This is a genomic window from Rhodanobacteraceae bacterium, assembly GCA_016713135.1.
In the GTDB taxonomy this organism is placed as follows: Bacteria; Pseudomonadota; Gammaproteobacteria; order Xanthomonadales; family SZUA-5; genus JADKFD01.
In genome coordinates, this window is record JADJPR010000023.1 from 781,235 (window position 1) to 800,624 (window position 19,390).

At 63.6% G+C, this 19,390-nt stretch carries 15 protein-coding genes; 4 read left to right on the forward strand and 11 right to left on the reverse strand.

Annotation, left to right across the window (positions count from 1 at the left end; genetic code table 11):
- Positions 1-2 precede the first annotated feature (2 nt).
- The gene (locus IPK27_23180) at positions 3-1,943 is read left to right on the forward strand and encodes a M48 family metallopeptidase (GenBank protein ID MBK8070407.1); all 1,941 of its coding nucleotides are present in this window, start codon (positions 3-5) and stop codon (positions 1,941-1,943) included.
- Between the two features lie 386 nt (positions 1,944-2,329).
- Positions 2,330-2,764 carry a PaaI family thioesterase gene (locus IPK27_23185; protein MBK8070408.1) on the forward strand — a complete coding sequence of 145 codons (435 nt, stop codon included), beginning with the start codon at positions 2,330-2,332 and terminating at the stop codon, positions 2,762-2,764.
- A 112-nt stretch (positions 2,765-2,876) separates the two neighbouring features.
- On the opposite strand, the gene IPK27_23190 is transcribed toward IPK27_23185, so the two are convergent.
- On the reverse strand, positions 2,877-4,487 hold the full coding sequence (locus tag IPK27_23190; GenBank protein MBK8070409.1) for a choline dehydrogenase: 1,611 nt from the start codon (positions 4,485-4,487) through the stop codon (positions 2,877-2,879).
- Positions 4,488-4,923: 436 nt separating this feature from the next.
- Here IPK27_23190 and IPK27_23195 point away from each other — a divergent pair, with 436 nt between their 5' ends.
- Complete coding sequence (locus IPK27_23195) at positions 4,924-9,825, forward strand: RHS repeat protein (GenBank protein MBK8070410.1); 4,902 nt, start codon at positions 4,924-4,926, stop codon at positions 9,823-9,825.
- A gap of 491 nt (positions 9,826-10,316) precedes the next feature.
- On the opposite strand, the gene IPK27_23200 is transcribed toward IPK27_23195, so the two are convergent.
- The 4 genes from IPK27_23200 to IPK27_23215 form a co-directional block, all read right to left on the reverse strand.
- On the reverse strand, positions 10,317-10,502 hold the full coding sequence (locus IPK27_23200; protein ID MBK8070411.1) for a hypothetical protein: 186 nt from the start codon (positions 10,500-10,502) through the stop codon (positions 10,317-10,319).
- A gap of 280 nt (positions 10,503-10,782) precedes the next feature.
- Positions 10,783-11,094 carry a hypothetical protein gene (locus IPK27_23205; GenBank protein ID MBK8070412.1) on the reverse strand — a complete coding sequence of 104 codons (312 nt, stop codon included), beginning with the start codon at positions 11,092-11,094 and terminating at the stop codon, positions 10,783-10,785.
- 78 nt (positions 11,095-11,172) lie between these two features.
- The gene (locus tag IPK27_23210) at positions 11,173-11,397 is read right to left on the reverse strand and encodes a type II toxin-antitoxin system HicA family toxin (protein MBK8070413.1); all 225 of its coding nucleotides are present in this window, start codon (positions 11,395-11,397) and stop codon (positions 11,173-11,175) included.
- Between the two features lie 273 nt (positions 11,398-11,670).
- Entirely contained in the window at positions 11,671-12,681 is a 1,011-nt protein-coding gene (locus IPK27_23215) for a transposase (protein ID MBK8070414.1), read from the reverse strand.
- 33 nt (positions 12,682-12,714) lie between these two features.
- Here IPK27_23215 and IPK27_23220 point away from each other — a divergent pair, with 33 nt between their 5' ends.
- Positions 12,715-13,395, forward strand: coding sequence for an RHS repeat-associated core domain-containing protein (locus tag IPK27_23220; protein ID MBK8070415.1), 681 nt, complete (start codon positions 12,715-12,717; stop codon positions 13,393-13,395).
- 1,069 nt (positions 13,396-14,464) lie between these two features.
- Here the strand turns inward: IPK27_23220 and IPK27_23225 are convergent.
- The 6 genes from IPK27_23225 to IPK27_23250 all read right to left on the reverse strand — a co-directional run bounded on the left by IPK27_23225 (position 14,465) and on the right by IPK27_23250 (position 19,292).
- Positions 14,465-14,704 carry a hypothetical protein gene (locus IPK27_23225; GenBank protein MBK8070416.1) on the reverse strand — a complete coding sequence of 80 codons (240 nt, stop codon included), beginning with the start codon at positions 14,702-14,704 and terminating at the stop codon, positions 14,465-14,467.
- A gap of 135 nt (positions 14,705-14,839) precedes the next feature.
- On the reverse strand, positions 14,840-15,952 hold the full coding sequence (locus IPK27_23230; GenBank protein MBK8070417.1) for a transposase: 1,113 nt from the start codon (positions 15,950-15,952) through the stop codon (positions 14,840-14,842).
- Between the two features lie 850 nt (positions 15,953-16,802).
- Positions 16,803-17,912 carry a transposase gene (locus tag IPK27_23235; GenBank protein MBK8070418.1) on the reverse strand — a complete coding sequence of 370 codons (1,110 nt, stop codon included), beginning with the start codon at positions 17,910-17,912 and terminating at the stop codon, positions 16,803-16,805.
- Complete coding sequence (locus tag IPK27_23240) at positions 17,909-18,148, reverse strand: hypothetical protein (protein MBK8070419.1); 240 nt, start codon at positions 18,146-18,148, stop codon at positions 17,909-17,911. The genes IPK27_23235 and IPK27_23240 overlap by 4 nt, the downstream gene beginning before the upstream one ends.
- Positions 18,145-18,492 (reverse strand): helix-turn-helix transcriptional regulator, encoded by a 348-nt coding sequence (locus IPK27_23245; GenBank protein MBK8070420.1) that lies wholly within the window; start codon positions 18,490-18,492, stop codon positions 18,145-18,147. The genes IPK27_23240 and IPK27_23245 overlap by 4 nt, the downstream gene beginning before the upstream one ends.
- A 608-nt stretch (positions 18,493-19,100) precedes the next feature.
- A complete protein-coding gene (locus tag IPK27_23250) occupies positions 19,101-19,292 on the reverse strand; it encodes a hypothetical protein (GenBank protein ID MBK8070421.1) in 192 nt (63 codons plus the stop codon).
- Positions 19,293-19,390 lie beyond the last annotated feature (98 nt).

Consider the following 19,390-nt stretch of genomic DNA (forward strand, 5'->3'; position numbering starts at 1 on the left):
GGGTGAACTTCTTCGCCCACCAGGCGGAGGCGCGCGCCAAGAGCCGGCGCATGATCGGGCTGTTCGTGCTCGCGGTCATCGCCATCGTTGCCGCCATCGATGTCGTGGTCCTGCTGGTCTTCGGCGTGGTATCCGCGGATGGCCGCGAGCCGGTCGATCCGCAGATGGTGACAGGCAGCCTGGTGCTGAGCACGCTGATCACGCTGGCGGTGGTCGGCATCGGCAGTCTGTACAAGACCATGAGTCTGCGCGGCGGCGGCGGTGCGGTGGCGCGCGCGATGGGTGGCACGCTGGTGCCGGAGGACCCGCGCGATTTCCACTTGAAGCGGCTGCGCAACGTGGTCGAGGAGATGTCGATCGCCTCGGGCGTGCCGGTGCCCGAGATCTACGTGCTCGACAAGGAATCGGGCATCAACGCCTTCGCCGCGGGCTACACCCCCAACGACGCCGCGGTCGCGGTCACCCGCGGGGCGCTGGACCGGCTCAGTCGCGATGAACTCCAGGGCGTGATCGCGCACGAGTTCAGCCACATCCTCAATGGCGACATGCGCCTGAACATCCGCCTGATGGGTCTGATCTTCGGCCTGCTGGTGCTCGGGCTGTCCGGGCGCAAGGTGCTCGAACACATGCGTCACGGCGGCAGCAAACGCGATGGCGCGCCGATCCTGCTGATTGCGCTGGCGGTGATGATCCTGGGCTATCTCGGGGTCTTCCTCGGGCGCCTGATCAAGGCCTATGTCTCGCGCCAGCGCGAGTTCCTCGCGGACGCCTCGGCGGTCCAGTTCACCCGCCTGTCGCACGGACTTTCGGGCGCGCTGATGAAGATCGGCGCCTTCCGTGCCGGCTCGAAGCTGACCGAGGGCGACGGCGAGGAAGTGGCGCACATGCTGTTCGGTGATGGCGTCGGCTACGGCGCGCTGACTGCCACCCACCCGCCGCTGGTCGAGCGCATCCGTCGCATCGACCCGCGCTTCGACCCGCAGCAACTGCTCAAACTGTCGGCCTGCGAGCAGGGCTTCGAAGGCATCGACGAAGACAGCGATCCGCCGGCGGCGAGCGCGCTGCTGGCGGGGTTCACAGCGAAGGCGGCGGCGCCGGCCAGCCCGCGGCCTCTCGCCAGCGAGCGCGTGCCGGCCCGCGCGCCCGACCGGGTGGTCGCTGAGATCGCCAATCCCGGCATCGAGCATGTCGATTACGCCGTGGCCATCCGCCGCTCGCTGCCGCCGATCCTGAGCACCGCCGCGCACATGCGCGAACGTGCCATCGACGCGGTGCTGGCCCTGCTGGTGGCCCCCGATGCCGATCCGCTGCCGGCGCTCGCGGTGGTCGAGGCGCACCTGGGCGCCGTGCGTGCGAAGGGTTGCGCCGAACTGCTCGACGCTGCGCGCCAGTTGCACCCGGCGCAGCGGCTGCCGGTGGCGCAGCTCGCGCTGCCGGCGCTCAAGCGCCGGCCGGCGGGCGAAATCGAACAACTGCTCGCCGGCGTCGACGGCCTGATCCATCGCGATGGCCACATCGAGGTGTTCGAATACGTGCTCGCGCGCCTGCTGCGGCAGCAGCTCGGCGAGGCGATGGAGCCCGGCCGCGCGCAGCCGGGGCATGCCAAGCTCGTGGCCGTGCGCAAGGAAGCGCTGGCGCTACTGGCCACCCTCGCGCGCCACGGCCACACCCGGGAGGACGCCGCGCGGCGCGCCTTCGCCTCCGGCGCCGCCGTGCTGTTTCCCGGCGAGGCCTCGGCCTACGCGCCACCGGATGGCTGGATCGAGGCCCTGGACCAGGCCCTGCCCGCCCTCGACGCACTGCTGCCCGCCGGCAAGGAAACCCTGGTGCTGGCGCTCGCCACCACCGTCGGCCACGACGGCCAGGTCGCCATCAGCGAAGCTGAGTTGCTACGCCTCACCTGCACCCTGTTGCACTGCCCGATGCCGCCGGTGCTGGGGTAGGAGCTGGTGTTGGTTGCGGGTGTTTGTGTTGGAAGGAGCAGGCCTGCCGTGCCACCGAAGAGCCGGGCATGCTCGGCTCAGCAGCCCGGTTCAACGCGGAGACGCAGAGGACGCGGAGAAGAGCATCAAGATGTCCCGATTGCCCTCAGGGCCGCACCGCCTAGCCCGGTGTGCGGCGCAAGCCGTTCCCCGGGTGCTTGCTGCAAGTACCCGGGGAACGCGCTGCGCGCGTACCGCCGGGCTACGCATTCCGGGCACCCGTTCAACGCGGAGACGCAGAGGACGCGGAGAAGAGGCATCGGGCGCGACGGTCTCCACGCCGTCTGCATGAACTGCGCACGCGGCCAGCCGTTACAATCGCCGCCATCCCGCGATCCGGAGTCGGCATGTCGTCTACACCCGCACGTGAATCCGGTGCCCCGCTGCCGCGACTCAAGCTGGCGCCGCAGCAGGAAGGATTCGCCAGCCTGGTCGGACCCTTCTACGAGATCGCCTTGCCGCACGGCATGCGCCGCGCCGTCCTGCTCGATGGTCGGCATCTCAGCCCTGCCGGAGTAGTGCATGCCGGCGCCATCGCCAGCTTCGCCGAGTTCGTGCTCGCCCGCGGCATCGAGGACGAAGTGGGCAGGGAGGTGCGCTACCTCACCATCGACCTGCAGTGCCAGTACCTCGCCGCCGCCTTTCCCAACCGCTGGGTCTACGGCGAGGCCCACATCCTGCGCCGCACCCGCGAACTGGTTTTCGCCGCCGGCGAGATCTTCGACCAGCAGCGTCGGATCGCCTTCGCCAGCGGCATCTGGAAACGGGTGGGCGCGGAGTAGCGCTCGCAGCCGGGCAGTTCAACGCGGAGCAAGACTGCTCTCTCGATGCTTCTCTCCGCGTCCTCTGCGTCTCCGCGTTTAACGGGGCTGGGCGAGCGCGACGCCCGGAAGATCAGCTCGCCAGGATCAGGTCGCTGGCCTTCTCGGCGATCATTACCGTCGGTGCGTTGGTATTGCCGCTGACCAGCGAGGGCATGATCGAGGCATCGACCACGCGCAGGCCGTGCACGCCGCGCACGCGCAGTTCCGGGTCGACCACCGCATCCCGGTCCACGCCCATGCGGCAGGTGCTGACCGGGTGGTAGATGGTTTCCGCCTTGCGCCGGATGAAGGCGGCGATATCGCCATCGCTCTGGGCGCCCTTGCCCGGCAGGATCTCGTCGGCGGCATAGGGTGCGAGCGGCGACTGCGCGAAGATCTCGCGGGTGGTGCGCACGCCCTCGATCATCAGCGGCAGGTCTTCCGGCGCGCTGAGGTAGTTCGCATGGATCCGCGGCGGGGCGAAGGGATCGGCCGAGGCGAGCTCCAGGTGGCCGCGGCTCATCGGCCGCAACTGGCAGGCGTGCATCGTGAAGCCATGGCCGGGAAGGCGGTTGCGCCCGTGGTCGTCGAGCATCGCCGGCACGAAGTGGAACTGCAGGTCCGGGCGGCCGTCGCTGGCGTACTTCGAGGTGACGAAGCCGCCGCCTTCGGCCACATTCGAGGTACCCAGGCCCGTGCCGGTCAGGTAGTACTGCAGGCCGACAAAGAGATCGTTGGTCTTGTCGTAGGTGATCGGCTGGCGGCAGTGGCGCAGCACGCAGATGTCGAGGTGATCGGTCAGGTGGCGACCAACCCCCGACGCATCCACTCGCACGCCGATGCCATGGCGGCGCAACTGGTCGGCCGGGCCGATGCCCGACAGCAGCAGCAACTGCGGTGAATTGACCGCACCACCGGACAGCAGCACCTCGCGCGTCGCCTCGAAGCGCTGGATCCGGCGCCCCACGCGCGCCTCGACGCCGACCGCGCGATCGCGGTCGAACAGCACGCGGGTGGCTTGGGCGTGGGTCACCACCGTCAGGTTCGGGCGCTTCATCGCGTCGGCGAGATAAGCCACCGCGGTGCTGCAGCGGCGCGCATTGCGGGTGGTCACCTGGTAGGTGCCGAAGCCGCGCTGATCGCTGCCGTTGAAATCGGCATTCAGTGGGTGCCCGGCCGCCTGCGCCGCGGCCAGCGCCGCGCGCGTCAGCGGGCTCACATGCCGCAGGTCCTCCACCGACAGCGGGCCACCCGTGCCATGCAGGTTGTCCGCACCGCGCTGGTTGTCTTCCGAGCGGCGGAAGTACGGTAGTACCTCGGACCAGCTCCAACCGCGGTTGCCCGCCGCCGCCCAGCCGTCGTAGTCCTGCTTCTGCCCGCGGATGTAGCACATCGCGTTGATCGAGCTGGATCCGCCCAGCACCTTGCCGCGCGGCCAGTACATGCGGCGGTTGTCGAGGCCCGGCTCCGGCTCGGTCTGGTAGCTCCAGTTGAGGAACTTGACGTTGATCAGCTTGGCCAGGCCCGCCGGCATGTGGATGAAGGGATGCCAGTCGCGCCCACCCGCCTCCAGCAACAGCACCCGGTGGCGCCCGTCGGCGGTCAGGCGGTTGGCCAGCACGCAACCGGCGGAACCCGCCCCGACGATGATGTAGTCGTACACGCAAACTCCCGCCGCAAGGCATGGCCACAAGGCGCGCATCAGGCTTTCCGGATCAAGGAGTTGCATGCTGCATCGCAGCATTCCCGACCACCGCACCCAACCCGCGGCCCGGATTGTTGGGACCGGCGATAGAGCAGTTGCTCTGAGGATGCCGGGCGGACAGGTCGCACGAAGTGACGAAGTCGCAGGCGATGCGACGGCGCTGAATGAGGGCTCGAGCAACCAATCGCATCGGAGGGATCGCGACAATTGGTTGCACTATCCATGCATAACTGCGACACTTGTACCGTTATGTAACGCACTATGCTGGATTCTCGAACAACTCTGCGATGCGGGACCGACTCCCATCGGCCCCGTTGGCGGAACCGCGAGTCCAATGCACTTGATCCCTTGGCTGCGGGTTTCATCCCAGTGGCCATGGCTTTGCTATCGCTGAATTGACCGCACGGCGGTCGAGAATCTTCTTGGGGGAATGATGGCCTTCGACTACCGACGCGCTACGGCATTGGCTGCACTTGGATTCTCGCTGTACTTGAATTGCGCAATACCAGCCTTCGCTTTGGCACTGCCCGCCGACGACACGTCGTATTGCTACGGAAATCTGTGTTACACGACGCTATATCAAGCCGAAGCAGCCATGCGCGCTGCCAATCCAAACTACGGTGCCTACCTACGGCCCAAGCAACCGTTTGCCAATCCGAAGCCAAACGCGCTACACGACGTCACACTCACGTACTACGTACCCGACCAGAAGCCGCTATTTCTGAACCCCGCTGTTTACGCTCCGGATTTCTCTCCGCAATTCTGCTCGGGCACCGATCCGGTATATCCAAACAGGTGCAGCAGTGAGCCGCAGTTGGTTCAAGGTATTGTCGCAAGCTACCAGTCCGCGTATAGCCCCGCCTATACGGTTGTGGCAGAGCCTTTGACGGGAGGGTATTTTGATCCGTTCTCAACAACCGGCCCACAGGGAGGAACCAAGGGCGGGCTTTCACTCAACTTTGACAACAACCCGTCGCTACAAAGAATGCTGACAGTCAAACTGTACAGCTCGGGCATTGCGCGCTGGGGGTTTCAGCATCGCCTGTTCCAGAATGTCAGTTTCGAATGCCCCGCGGGCTTTGTTGCCAAACATGGTCGGAACCCCGCCTACAACTACCCGACACTGAGTCCGGTGTATTGGCCGGAGTTGTGTTATGCGTCCTTCCAGACGGCGATCATCGCCAAGCTGCGCGCACAATGCTCCGTAAATGACGGCAACAACCCATGCTACCCGGCAACTGGCGACAAGGCTCGCTTCGAGACGGACTTCCAGTTCTCAGGCCGGCCCTTCCTGCGCACTTACCACTCCCTCAGACAGGCGGGACAACAACCCGAACTGGCGCCGGGCTGGGTACATTCATATTCGGATCGGATCATTGGCGACCTGTCGAGCTCCCGTCTGGTTCAGGTATCCGACGATGGATACATCGGGGTATTTAACCGAGTACGGCAAACCACGCGCTACGTGTCCCCGGAAGATGCAAAGCGCGTCATCGACGTAATCGTTGAAAACGGAAAAAATCTGTTCAAGCTGAGCAATGAAAGCGATCTCGTCCGCTACTACAATGATGCCGGCCGGCTGCTGCGAATGGAGAGCCTAGCGAACGCGTGGAAAATGAGCTTTGCGTATCAGGGCGATCGCCTGATTTCCGCGACCGACCACACCGGGCTGAAGCTGACATTCGAATACACTGATGGGCAATTGGCCTCGATCCTGCAGCCGGATGGCAACCGCGTCTATTACAGTTATGACACGAGCCGCAACCTGGTTTCGGTAATATATGCCGATGGCTCAGAGCGAATCTATCACTACAATGAAGCGGGTTTGTCCGACGCGGGAGATCCGCATGCACTGACCGGCATCAGCGACAACGGGCAACGCTACCTGTCATTTGCCTACGACGTGAAAAATCGAGTGCGTCTGAGCCAGGCCCACACCGCCAATGGGTTCGTTGAAAAAACCACCCTTAGCTATGCCGGAGACAACCAGGTCACCGTCACTGGCCCGAATGGGGACACGCGACAATACACACTTTCGAATGTCAGCGGTTTTCGTCGGGTAACCGCAATCGCCGCACAGGACGGGACCCGGACGAGCACTTACAACGGAGCGTTGCCTTTCGAGAGCAAGGATAAACTACTCAACGTTACCCGCTATGAGTATGCGCCAGACAACGTGTATGCCAGTGCACGTTACGACGCCTTTGGCAGCAACGTTGAGCGCAAGACGGTCACTGTGCGGGACTCGGCCTATCGCGTCACCTCGGTGCAGATTCAAGCGAAGATTGGCACCAGCTACATTCCGCAGCAGCAAAAGACCTTTACTTACAACGGTCGCAACCAGGTGGTGACCCGCACGACGTCAGACCTCGGAACTGGGCAATCGCGCACTACAACAACAACCTACTGCGAGCAGGCGGATGTCGGCGCCGGCGCCTGCCCCTTCGTCGGCCTTATCAAGTCAGTAGATGGTCCGCGAACTGATGTTTCGGATATTGTCTACTACTCCTACCGCGCGGATGATCATCCGGACTGCGCCGGCTCGCCGGCCACCTGCCTGTATCGAAAGGGCAGTCTGTGGAAGGTATCCAACGCCCTGAATCAGATCACCGAGTTTGTCAGCTACGACGGGGCCGGCCGTGTGCTCCGCCAGAAAGATGCCAATGGCGTGATCACCGACCTTCAGTACAGCCCGCGCGGTTGGCTCATCAGCCGAACCGTCCGCGCCAATGCTGATGGCTCGCCAAGTCCGGCGCTGGACGCTCGGACCCTGCTCGAATATGAGCCCTACGGCGACGTCAGGCGGGTGATCCAACCGGACGACTCGGGCCTTGAATACTGTCGCGATCAGGCGCACCGGATCACTGCGGTGGTGTCCACTACGCTCGCGCAAGCCAGCCGTTGCAATGGCCCCGCCCCAGTTGCTGGCAGCGAGGCGATTACATATGTGCTTGACGGGGCCGGAAACCGCCTCAAGGAAGAAGTGCGCGATTCCACCGGCAACGTGCGGCGCCTGCTTGCGCGCCAGTACAACAGCCTCAATCAACTGCGGGCGCTCATCAACGCACCCTTCGCCGCACAATCGGATCTGGATGCGCCCGGCGTCAAGAAAACCAGCTACACCTATGACGCCAACGGCAATCCGGATCTCACCACTGACCCCATGGCGCGTGTGGCAGACAACGACTACGACCCACTGAATCGCCTGATCCAGTCCATCCAGGACAAGGACACCGCTGCCGCCACCGGGGAAATCGCAGCCACCGTCCGCTATGAGTACGACGCCAGGGACAATCTGCGGAAAGTCACTGATCCCAAGGGGTTGGTGACGGAGTACGTCTACGATGGCCTGAACAACCAGACTCAGCTGATCAGTCCGGATACGGGCAGCACCACCTACACCCATGACGCAGCGGGAAATCGACTGAGCCAGACAGATGCCCGGGGTGTCGTCACGCAGTACGCCTACGACGCGCTTGGCCGGCTGTTGTCGATCCAGTATCCGTCTGACCCAGCCAAGAACGTACAGTTTGCCTACGATCAGGTGCAGCCTGGTTGCGCGGCCGACGAGGGCGCTGCCGTCGGGCGGTTGGTGCGAATCGATGACGCCTCGGGCACTACCCGCCTGTGCCATGACACCCGTGGCAATCTCCGGCGCAAGATCCAGGACACCGCCGGGCAGGAACTGGTGGTCGCATATCGCTACAATCCGGCCAATCGGCTGGTCGGCATGACCTATCCGTCGGGGTTGCAGCTGAGCTACGGGCGGGACGCGCAAGGCCGCATCCAGGCGGTGAATCTGTCGCGCGATGGCTACAGCCTCCCGTTGGTGACGGGAATGGATTACCTCCCGTTTGGTCCGGCCGCTCAGATCAGTTTTGGCAACGGCCAGAGCCTGACCAAAGCCTGGGACCAGAACTACTGGCCGGATGCGGTGAGCGGCAGCGTGCTCGATTACGATTTCACCACCAATGAGGTGGGCAACATCACCGGGGTGGCGAGCGTATCCGAAGGCACGCAGACCCTGGCCTACGACCGTCTGGACCGCCTGCAGGAAGTGCGCGACCAGAACCTGGCGCTGATCGAGGCGTACACTTATGACGCCACCGGCAATCGCCTGAGTCATCAGTTGGGCAACCAGCCTGCCACCAGCTACTCCTATCCCGCGACCAGTCACCGGCTGGACGCGGTCGGCAGCGCCGCGCGCAGCTATGACGCGGTGGGCAACACGCTGAGCGGCATCCCAGGCTACGAGACCGACAGCGCCAGCTACGATGCACGCAATCGCCTGGTGCAGGTGGGTGCCCCGAGCGCGCAACTGCTGGCCAATTACAACGGCCGCGGCGAGCGGGTGATCGCCAGCCAGGGTAGCCCGGCCGCCGCGCTGCCGACCACCTCCGCCGGGTGGACCAGCGCCGCCGGCGTCCGCGGCTATGTCTACGACGAGTCCGGGCAGGTCATCAGCATGCTGATCGGCGGCAACCCGCTGCGCTACGAGGAAATCGTCTGGATCGACAACATCCCGGTCGGCCGCGTCGAGAGCAGCACCAGCGCGGTCACCGCCGTCCACGCCATCCACAGCGACCACCTCAACACCCCGCGCGCCCTGGCCAACGCCCAGACCCAGGGCGGACAGGCAGCCGGCACCGTGGTCTGGCGCTGGAAGCTGAATGCGACGTCGGCCAGCGGGTCGAATGCCTTCGGCACGCAGGCGGCGGAGGAGAACCCGGACGGGAACTCGGCCACCGTCAAGTTCGACCTCAGATTCCCGGGGCAGCAGTACGATGCGGCGACGGGGGTGAATTACAACTACTTCCGGGATTATGAGGCGGGGACCGGACGCTACGTTGAGAGTGATCCGATTGGGTTGCGGTCGGGACCAAACACGTTCTCTTATGTACTGGCGAACCCATCCAAGTACTTCGACCCCAGCGGTCTCTTCACTGTCGACCGAAGCTGTAGTTACTGCCAGTTCGGCGAGAACATGACGAATTTTGTCACTCGCCACGCGGAGAACGACTGTTTATTGGTTGCGATGACGGTCACGAACTGGGCTATCGCCGCATGCATTTATGAGCGCTGCAAGAATTCTGGCGTGATTAAGTGTGACGGGGTAAACTGCCAGCCTGGTTGGGCTGGCTACCACACCGTAAACGTCCGGAATGGAGCAGTCGTCGACAACCCTGAGATTGTCGTATGCATTAAGGATAGAAATCCTATGTTTTACTCATATGAGGGCGTCGTCATGCACGAGTTCGGACATAGCTGCGGTTGGAGGCACGGAATGGATCAAGGAATTCCGAAAGATCCCGGTAACTTAGGCCCAACGAAATGATTGGCCCATTGCTTTGCATGATTGGCGGTATTGGATTGCAAGGAGACGTGTCAAGACAGATCCAGGTCGACGGCAGTGTGCACGTTGCCGTAGCCATTGACTCCAATGAGACTGAGAATCGGGAGTTGAAGCTACGCTTGTCAAGCGCCGGTGCCTCGGACGTAGTGTTGCGTGATATTTCCGATAGTAAAGGAAGGCGAATCCTTGGAGGCAAGAATACATATCGTTTCGAATTGATTTGGGGCGCTTCTTGCGTGCCAGATCGGTGCAGCTTCCGGCCCGTCGTGGAGATAAGTATCCTGGACCGGGATACCATTTGCTTTTCTCGGGACTTTTCCCCTAGCGATTCTTAATTGCTGAATGGCTCACACGTCGACCTCGGCACTGCTCAATCCATCTGCCCGAAACCAGAATAAACAAGGCCAGCCAAAAATCCGGGACATCCACTTTCCTCACTGCCCGGCCTGGGAAGATTTGGACATCCACTTTCCTCACCGCCCGGCCTCGCGCCGGGCGCGTCGTTTGTGGGCCGACCCCTTCGCCTCGATCTCCGCCACCGCGCCAGCCGCGCTGACGATTCGGATATCGCCATGCCGCTTAAGGTCGAGCAGATCGCGGTCGCCGGAGACGATGATGTCGGCGCGCGCGGCGATGGCGCGAAGCAAAAGCGAGGACACCCGCAGATTCTGAACCCCATGAACCTTGCTAGATTCTAGATTTATTTTGGACACCCACTACTTTGTCACTGCACCGCCCGGCCTCGCGCCGGGCGCGTCGTTTGTGGGCCTACCGCTTCGCCTCGATCTCCACCACCGCGCTGGCCGCGCTGCGAAAAGCGAGGACACCCGCAGATTCTGAACCCCATGAACCTTGCCGCCCGAGTTCGACACTTATCCGACTTAAGTAATTGATTCGTAGCGCATCCGGCATCCCCGGTTGCCACTACGATGGCCTCGGTCAGCTCGTTTGGAGGGCTTTGGTGTCGGGCAACGGCAGGTCCAGTTGCTGGAAGATCGAACGGGTTTCCTCGCCGGTCGCGGTCAGTCCGCTCACGGTCTTGCCGTCTGCGGTGAACCGGTGCAGTTGGATGGCCTTGAGCTTGCGCAGCGCAGCTGCCGGGCTGAACTCGGTCAGTTTCGGACGCATGACCCGGTGCAACAGCAACGCGAGGAAGCAGATCAACGCGTGCGCGCGGATGCGCTCGGGGAGCCGGTGATAGACCGGCGCCAGCGCGATGTCCTGCTTGGAAGCCGCGGAAGAATTGGACACCCAGTTTTTGCACCAACGCCCGGCCTTGCGCCGGGCGCTGGTGTTCCAGTGCGCGACAATCTTGCGCTGCCTTCGGCGTTACTGCCGCAGGAACTCGTCGGTGTCGACGCCAGCCTGCCGGAGGATGGCACGCAGAGTGCCCTCGGGCATGTCGCCGGGGTGGTTGGGGATGGTGGTGTAGCGGTTGGTGGCGGCGTTGAACCAGATCTCGTGCGATCCGGCGGCCTGACGATCGAAGGCGAAGCCCAGCGCCCGCAGGCGTGGCAAAAGACAAAAGAAAGAAAAGAAAGGACACCCGCAGATTCTGAACCCCGTGAACCTTGCCGCAGGCGCCCCTCGCGATCAATTCTCTCGGGGCTTCGACGACTTCGGCGGTCCAGAGCGAACGCACCCAGGCGCCCGCGGCGCCGAAAGGGTGGCACGTGGGAAAAGCCAGGACACCCGCAGATTCTGAACCCCATGAACCTTGCCGCAGGCGCCCCTCGCGATCACTTCTCTCGGGGCTTCGACGACTTCGGCGGGCCAGAGCCAACGCACCCAGGCGCCCGCGGCGCCGAAAGGGCGGCGTGTCGTCGCTCAGTTCGCGAGCGAGCGTGCTACGCCTACGCCGCGGAGCCAGCGTTGTCCAATCTCAGCAGCCGTGGCGAGCAGCGCACTCTCGCTGCCAATCACGCGGCAGAACCCTTGATCGGGTTTGACGGCACGCACGCGGTCGGTCCATTGACGGGCATCCAGACCGAGCCGTTCGAGGACGGCCGGTGGCTTGCCGGTGATTCGGCCACGTTTGGTCGGGTGCCACTGGCGGCCGGTGGTGTCGACCAATTGAATGTAATCGGTGGTGGAGAGCGCGGTCACGGACAGGCCGCGAATGCCCAACACCGGCGGCAACGCCGGTGTGTGCGCGAGATCGCCCGCCGCCCGGCCGACATCGCTCGCTATTGTCGGCGACGATGACTGCGCAGCCGACTCGACGGCCCTGATGCGCTTGAGGATGCTGGTGTGGACGGAGCCCTCAAGGTCTGCGGTCATTCCGGCGCGAATCGGGTTCAGGTCCACGTAGGTCATCGCCGACAGGACCGCGGTCTCGTCGAGCAGCACCTGGGAACGGAAGCGACCCTCCCAGAACCGGCCCTTGCAGTGATCCTCGACATTCGCCCGCCGGGCGATGGGCTCGCTCAGCGACTTCATGAACCACGACAGGCTGCAGAGCCGCGAGCGCAGCACGGCTAGCCGGACGTCGTTGGCGACGATCTGCGCCTTCGCTGCGTCGTACTGGCCGTCCTCCGGTGGATAGAGCCCCAGCCAGCGAGTTGCGACTTCGTTCGGGCTCCAGGACGGGGCGATATCGGCATGCATTTCGATCACGACATGCAGGTGATTGCTCATCACCGCGTAGGCCCAGATGGAAACGGCATACAGATCCGCCAGTTGCGCCAGACGGTCTTCAACCCACTGCCGGCGATGCTCGTGATCGGCGCCGGTGAGAGGATCCCGCCCGCACAGCCAGGCGCGGCGTACACAGCGCGAGACGCAGTGATAGACACCGTGGGCGTTGGCGGGGACCAGCAGGGTGCGGGCTTGCGTCATGGGGAGTAGCATTGCCCAGCCGGCCGGCGCCCGCTGTCGGAAAGTTCTGACGGCGGTGTCGGAAAGCGGCCAATCTGTGCGTGTCCTCGTTTTTCCTTCGGCACGCAGGCGGCGGAGGAGAACCCGGACGGGAACTCGGCAACCGTCAAGTTCGACCTCAGATTCCCGGGGCAGCAGTACGATGCGGCGACGGGGGTGAATTACAACTACTTCCGGGATTATGAGGCGGGGACCGGGCGGTATGTGGAGAGTGATCCCTCGGGACTTCACGGGGGAATGAATACGTACGTCTATGCCGGTTCGAATTCAATTAAATTCACGGATTCATATGGGCTTGACTACTGGATTGAAGGTCCCGACCCGAGTTACGACGAACTAATTGGCCATGAGAGCGTGTGTGTAGGTAAATATGATGGCGAAAGAACATGTGTGAGTTTCGGGGCTATCGAGAAATCACCGACATGCGCTGTAGTGTGTGCGGGCGAGGTATATGTCGATCCTAGTGGGCCCGGCCCAATTTCGATGGGTCACTATCGATATAGCTCGAGTTTAGTTGATGCAAAAATACTGAAATTGTTCGACGAACTAGATGGGCATCCTGGGCACTACAACATCTTCTTCAACAATTGTTCGACATTTTCAGATAGCGTTTTTCACGCAATTGACGCGCAGTATGGCGGCTCGGCGCCGCCGCCAGGGTCGTGGATCCAATGACTAGACATCGGATTGCATATGGGGTGCTTGCTGTGACACATGCGCTATCAGCGAGCTATCTACTCACAGATGTTATTCCAACAAGCGCCGACACTTACAATCACGCGCGCGCCCTCGAAGGATTAATCTCTTTTCCGCTTGGATGGCTGGGACTGGAGCCCGTGTTTTCAATCCCTGGAAATGCAATGCTCTTTGCATCCTTGGTATCGTTTTTCGTTCGCTTATTTGGTAAACCGAAACCTGATTATTAACCGGAAAAAGCGAGGACACGCCAAAAAGCGAGGACACGCAGATTCCGAAGCCCAGAAAAGCGAGACACCCGAAAAGCGAAGCAAAGCATAGGACACGTATGGACGCCTCCGTCAACTGCAAACCGCACAATCTTTTGATGCTGCTTTTCCGGGCTTAGGTGCCGTTTTCGGCTCAGACAGTCCTCTCCTGGGAACCCAGGCTCGGTGGTTGTCGGCGCTGTGGATAGTGGTTGCTTTGCTCGGCCGCCTTCTTCGATGAACCTGCTCTTCAGTGCTGAAGCGGATCGGTACTCGGACACGTATACGGCGTCGTGATGGTGCGCTTTTAAGTGCACCGCGCCGGGATGACATGCGGCTCTGGCGGCCCTAACACCCACACGCGCTGATTGCGCTGGTCCCTTAGCAAAAGCGAGGACACCCGCAGATTCTGAACCCCATGAACCTTGCCGCAAGTGCCCCTCGCAATCAATTCTCTCGGGGCTTCGACGACTTCGGCGGGCCAGAGCCAACGCACCCAGGCGCCCGCGGCGCCGAAAGGGCGGCGTGTCGTCGCTCAGTTGGCGAGCGTGCGCGCCACGCCTACGCCGCGGAGCCAGCGTTGTCCGATCTCGGCAGCCCTGGCGAGCAGCGCACTCTCGCTGCCAATCACGCGGCAGAACCCTTGATCGCAAAAGCGAGGACACCCGCAAACTCTGAACCCCAAGAACCTTGCCGCAGGCGCCCATCGCAATCGATTCTCTCGGGGCTTCGACGACTTCGGCGGGCCAGAGCCAACGCACCCAGGCGCCCGCGGCGCCGAAAGGGCGGCGTGTCGTCGCTCAGTTGGCGAGCGAGCGCGCTGCGCCTACGCCGCGGAGCCAGCGTTGTCCAATCTCGGCAGCCTTGGCGAGCAGCGCACTCTCGCTGCCAATCACGCGGCAGAACCCTTGATCGGGTTTGACGGCACGCACGCGGTCGGTCCATTGACGGGCATCCAGACCGAGGCGTTCGAGGACGGCCGGTGGCTTGCCGCTGATTCGGCCACGTTTGGTCGGGTGCCACTGGAAAAGCCAGGACACCCGCAGATTCTGAACCCCATGAACCTTGCCGCAGGCGCCCCTCGCGATCAATTCTCTCGGGGCTTCGACGACTTCGGCGGGCCAGAGCCAACGCACCCAGGCGCCCGCGGCGCCGAAAGGGCGGCACGTCGTCGCTCAGTTGGCGAGCGTGCGCGCTACGCCTAAGCCGCGGAGCCAGCGTTGTCCAATCTCGGCAGCCTTGTCGAGCAGCGCAGTCTCGCTGCCAATCACGCGGCAGAACCCTTGATCGGGCTTGACCGCACGCACGCGTTCGGTCCATTGAAGGGCATCCAGACCGAGGCGTTCGAGGACGGCCGGCGGCTTGCCGCTGATTCGCCCACGTTTGGTCGGGTGCCACTGGCGGCCGGTGGTGTCGACCAATTGAATGTAATCGGCGGTGGAGAGCGCGGTCACGGACAGGCCGCGAATGCCCAACACCGGCGCCAACACCGGTGTGTGCGCGAGATCGCCCGCCGCCCGGCCGACATCGCTCGCTATTGTCGGCGACGATGACTGCGCAGCCGACTCGACGGCCCTGATGCGCTTGAGGATGCTGGTGTGGAAGGATCCCTCCAGATGCGCGGTCATTCCGGCGCGAATCGGATTCAGGTCCACGTAGGTCATCGCCGACAGGACCGCGGTCTCGTCGAGCAGCACCTGGGAACGGAAGCGACCCTCCCAGAACCGGCCCTTGCAATGATCCTCGACATTCGCCCGCCGGGCGATGGGCTCGCTGAGCGACTTCATGAACCACGACAGGCTGCACAGCCGCGAACGCAGCACGCCCAAGCGGTCACTGTTGCCGACGATCTGCGCCTTTGCCACTTCGTACTGCCCGTCCTCTGGTGGATAGAGCCCCAGCCAGCGGACGGCGATCTCGTCGGGGCTCCAGGTTCTGGCGATGTCGGCATGCATCTCGATCACCACATGCAGGTGATTGCTCATCACCGCGTAGGCCCAGATGGAAACGGCATAGAGGTCCGCGAGTTGCGCCAAGCGGTCTTCGACCCACTGCCGGCGATGCTCGTGATCCGCGCCCGTGAGCGGATCCCGCCCGCACAGCCACGCCCGACGCACGCAACGCGACACGCAGTGATAGATGCCGTGGGCGTTGGCGGGGACCAGCCGGGAGCGGGCTTGCGTCATGGGGAGTAGCATTGCCCAGCGGGCCGGCGCGCGCCGTCGGAAAGTTCTGATGGCGGTGTCGGAAAGCTGCCAATCTGTGCGTGTCCTCGTTTCGGCTCGCAATCTCGGTCGCCTGCGCGGCGTTGGGGCAATCACTAGCTGCCCTTGGGATGTTCTTCGGTGCCGTGTACTTCTGGCGCAACAAGCCTGGAGAATAGGGGTCAACCCGCGCAAGGCGGCTAGAAAACGAGCGAAGAGAAGATTTGGACACCCACTTTCCTGAGATTTTGGGAGATCTTGGACACCCACTCTGCCACGCCGGACGAAGATTTGGACACCCGAAGATTTGGACACCCGTACGAAAGCGAGGACACCCGCAGATTCTGAACCCCGTGAACCTTGCCGCAGGCGCCCCTCGCGATCAATTCTCTCGGGGCTTCGACGACTTCGGCGGGCCAGAGCCAACGCACCCAGGCGCCCGCGGCGCCGAAAGGGCGGCGCGTCGTCGCTCAGTTCGCGAGCGAGCGTGCTACGCCTACGCCGCGGAGCCAGCGTTGTCAAAAGCAAGGACACCCGCAGATTCTGAACCCCAGAAAAGCGAGGACACCCGCAGATTCTGAACCCCGTGAACCTTGCCGCAGGCACCCATCGCGATCAATTCTCTCGGGGCTTCGACGACTTCGGCGGGCCAGAGCCAACGCACCCAGGCGCCCGCGGCGCCGAAAGGGCGGCGTGTCGTCGCTCAGTTGGCGAGCGAGCGCGCTGCGCCTACGCCGCGGAGCCGAAGCGAGGACACCCAACGATTTCAGAGCCAACGAACGCAAAAAAGCGAGGACACCCGCAGATTCTGAACCCCGTGAACCTTGCCGCAGGCACCCATCGCGATCAATTCTCTCGGGGCTTCGACGACTTCGGCGGGCCAGAGCCAACGCACCCAGGCGCCCGCGGCGCCGAAAGGGTGGCACGTCGTCGCTCAGTTGGCGAGCGAGCGCGCTACACCTACGCCGCGGAGCCAGCGTTGTCCGATCTCGGCAGCCTTGTCGAGCAGCGCACTCTCGCTGCCAATCACGCGGCAGAACCCTTGATCGGGTTTGACGGCACGCACGCGGTCGGTCCATTGACGGGCATCCAGACCGAGCCGTTCGAGGACGGCCGGTGGCTTGCCGGTGATTCGGCCACGTTTGGTCGGGTGCCACTGGCGGCCGGTGGTGTCGACCAATTGAATGTAATCGGTGGTGGAGAGCGCGGTCACGGACAGGCCGCGAATGCCCAACACCGGCGCCAACACCAGTGTGTGCGCGAGATCGCGCGCCGCCCGGCCGACATCGCTCGCTGTTGCCGGCGACGATGACTGCGAAACCGACTCGACGGCCCAGATGCGCTTGAGAATGCTGGTGTGGACGGATCCCTCCAGATGCGCGGTCATCCCGGCGCGAATCGGGTTCAGGTCCACGTAGGTCATCGCGGACAGGATCGCGGTCTCGTCGAGCAGCACCTGGGAACGGAAGCGACCCTCCCAGAACCTGCCCTTGCAGTGATCCTCGACATTCGCCCGCCGGGCGATGGGCTCGCTCAGCGACTTCATGAACCACGACAGGCTGCAGAGCCGCGAGCGCAGCACGGCTAGCCGGACGTCGTTGGCGACGATCTGCGCCTTCGCTGCGTCGTACTGGCCGTCCTCCGGTGGATAGAGCCCCAGCCAGCGAGTTGCGACTTCGTCCGGGCTCCAGATCCTGGCGATGTCGGCGTGCATCTCGATCACCACATGCAAGTGATTGCTCATCACCGCATAGGCCCAGATGGACACGGCATAGAGGTCCGCGAGTTGCGCCAAGCGGTCTTCGACCCACCGCCGGCGATGCTCGTGATCCGCGCCCGTGAGCGGATCACGCCCGCACAGCCACGCCCGGCGGACGCAGCGCGACACGCAGTGATAGATGCCGTGGGCGTTCGCGGGGACCAGCAGGGAGCGGGCTTGCGTCATGGGGAGTAGCATTGCCCAGCCGGCCGGCGCCTGCTGTCGGAAAGTTCTGACGGCGGCAGAAAAGCGAGGACACCCGCAGATTCTGAACCCCGGGTTCATCCCTGGCGGCTGCGACGCTCGGCGCGGTAGGCCTTCACCTCGGCCACGATTTCCTGCTCGATCTCGGGCGTCAGTTCGTCGAACGGCATGCGCGCCGAACGCTCGCGCAGGTGTTCCAGCGCCCGGCGGCGCAGTTGCTCGCGCAGCAGATCGGCGATGGCGTCAGGCGCCAGCAGGCCGGCGGCGCTGGCTTTCTGCGCCAGATCGTCGGGCAGTTCGATGGCGACGGTGGTCATGCCGAAATCTCCTGTGGTGCAAATCGCTGGGCGTGGTGCTTGAGGATCAAGCCCTCGATCACGGCCTTGGCGATCTTCTTCTCTTCGGTGCTGAACTGGCTCAAGGCCTCGAACTGCAGGCGCAGATCGTCGCTGGGGCCGCGCTCGGCCGGATCGAACAGTAGCGCGTCGGTACTGACCCCGAGTGTCTTGGCGAGCTTGATCAGGGCCTCGACGGAGGGTTGAGCGGTACGCGTCTCGTAGCGCTTGATCTGCTGCACATGGATGCCGGATGCGTCGGCGAGGCTCTGCTGGGTGTAACCCTTCGCCTTGCGCAAGGTGAGCAGACGTTCCGAGAACTTCACGGTGAGCGCCAGTGGCAGTTGAGTCGCATAAGGTGCCTCCCGAGTCTGGACGTGGTGCTTTCAAAGATACTACCAAGAGCGAGGACACCTACCCACCCCACCACCCCAAAAGCGAGGACACCCGCAAACTCTGAACCCCGTGAACCTTGCCGCAGGCGCCCCTCGCGATCAATTCTCTCGGGGCTTCAACGACTTCGGCGGACCAGAGCCAACGCACCCAGGCGCCCGCGGCGCCGAAAGGGCGGCGTGTCGTCCCTCAGTTGGGAATGCTCACACGCTATCCGCGCATATCAACGATTGCCCCGCGGAACACCGAGATTGGTTCGAGCCGGCAACGCGTGCATTGCGCGCAAGCTTCCGAGGCTATCGCACGTGTCAGCACGCGCATTGCGACCAATGCACCGTGGCTATCGCGCCAATCAACGCGTGCATTGCGCCGATAGCGTCGACCCATTCGCAGCGGCAACGCCTCCTGTCCGCGGATTCTACTGGAGCATTCACGGCAGTCACGCTTGACATCATGGAGAGAGCGGGCGATGCCGGCGCTCCCACGAGCCTGTTCCCAGGACCGAACAGACCCGAAGTTCCAGGCCATCACCCCGCCGCGATCAATGAAAAGCGAGGACGCCCACGTCGATACGCCCGGCAGCCTCCCAGGCCGGGCGCGCGATGGCCGCCGGCTCGTCGAGGCCGATCGCAGTGACGCCCCGATACACCGAATAGCCGTCAGCGAGCAGAGCCTCGACCGCAGGCGGGCCGACGAAATCGAGCACGTTGGTGACCAGGGCTACAGGCGGCATCCAGGGCTCCTCGCGGTCATGGTTCCGTCGGATCGTGATGCCCGCCATCGTGCGCCTCGCTGGCGGCCATGTCCGGACCATCGACCAGCGCGGTACCC

Bases quoted from the DNA above. Each gene is read 5' to 3' on its own strand.
- IPK27_23190 (MBK8070409.1), bottom strand. From the start codon at position 4,487: ATGCGCGCCTTGTGGCCATGCCTTGCGGCGGGAGTTTGCGTGTACGAC.
- IPK27_23240 (MBK8070419.1), bottom strand. From the start codon at position 18,148: ATGACCACCGTCGCCATCGAACTGCCCGACGATCTGGCGCAGAAAGCC.
- IPK27_23235 (MBK8070418.1), bottom strand. From the start codon at position 17,912: ATGAACCCGGGGTTCAGAATCTGCGGGTGTCCTCGCTTTTCTGCCGCC.
- IPK27_23185 (MBK8070408.1), top strand. From the start codon at position 2,330: ATGTCGTCTACACCCGCACGTGAATCCGGTGCCCCGCTGCCGCGACTC.
- IPK27_23250 (MBK8070421.1), bottom strand. From the start codon at position 19,292: ATGCCGCCTGTAGCCCTGGTCACCAACGTGCTCGATTTCGTCGGCCCG.
- IPK27_23215 (MBK8070414.1), bottom strand. From the start codon at position 12,681: ATGACGCAAGCCCGCACCCTGCTGGTCCCCGCCAACGCCCACGGTGTC.
- IPK27_23195 (MBK8070410.1), top strand. From the start codon at position 4,924: ATGGCCTTCGACTACCGACGCGCTACGGCATTGGCTGCACTTGGATTC.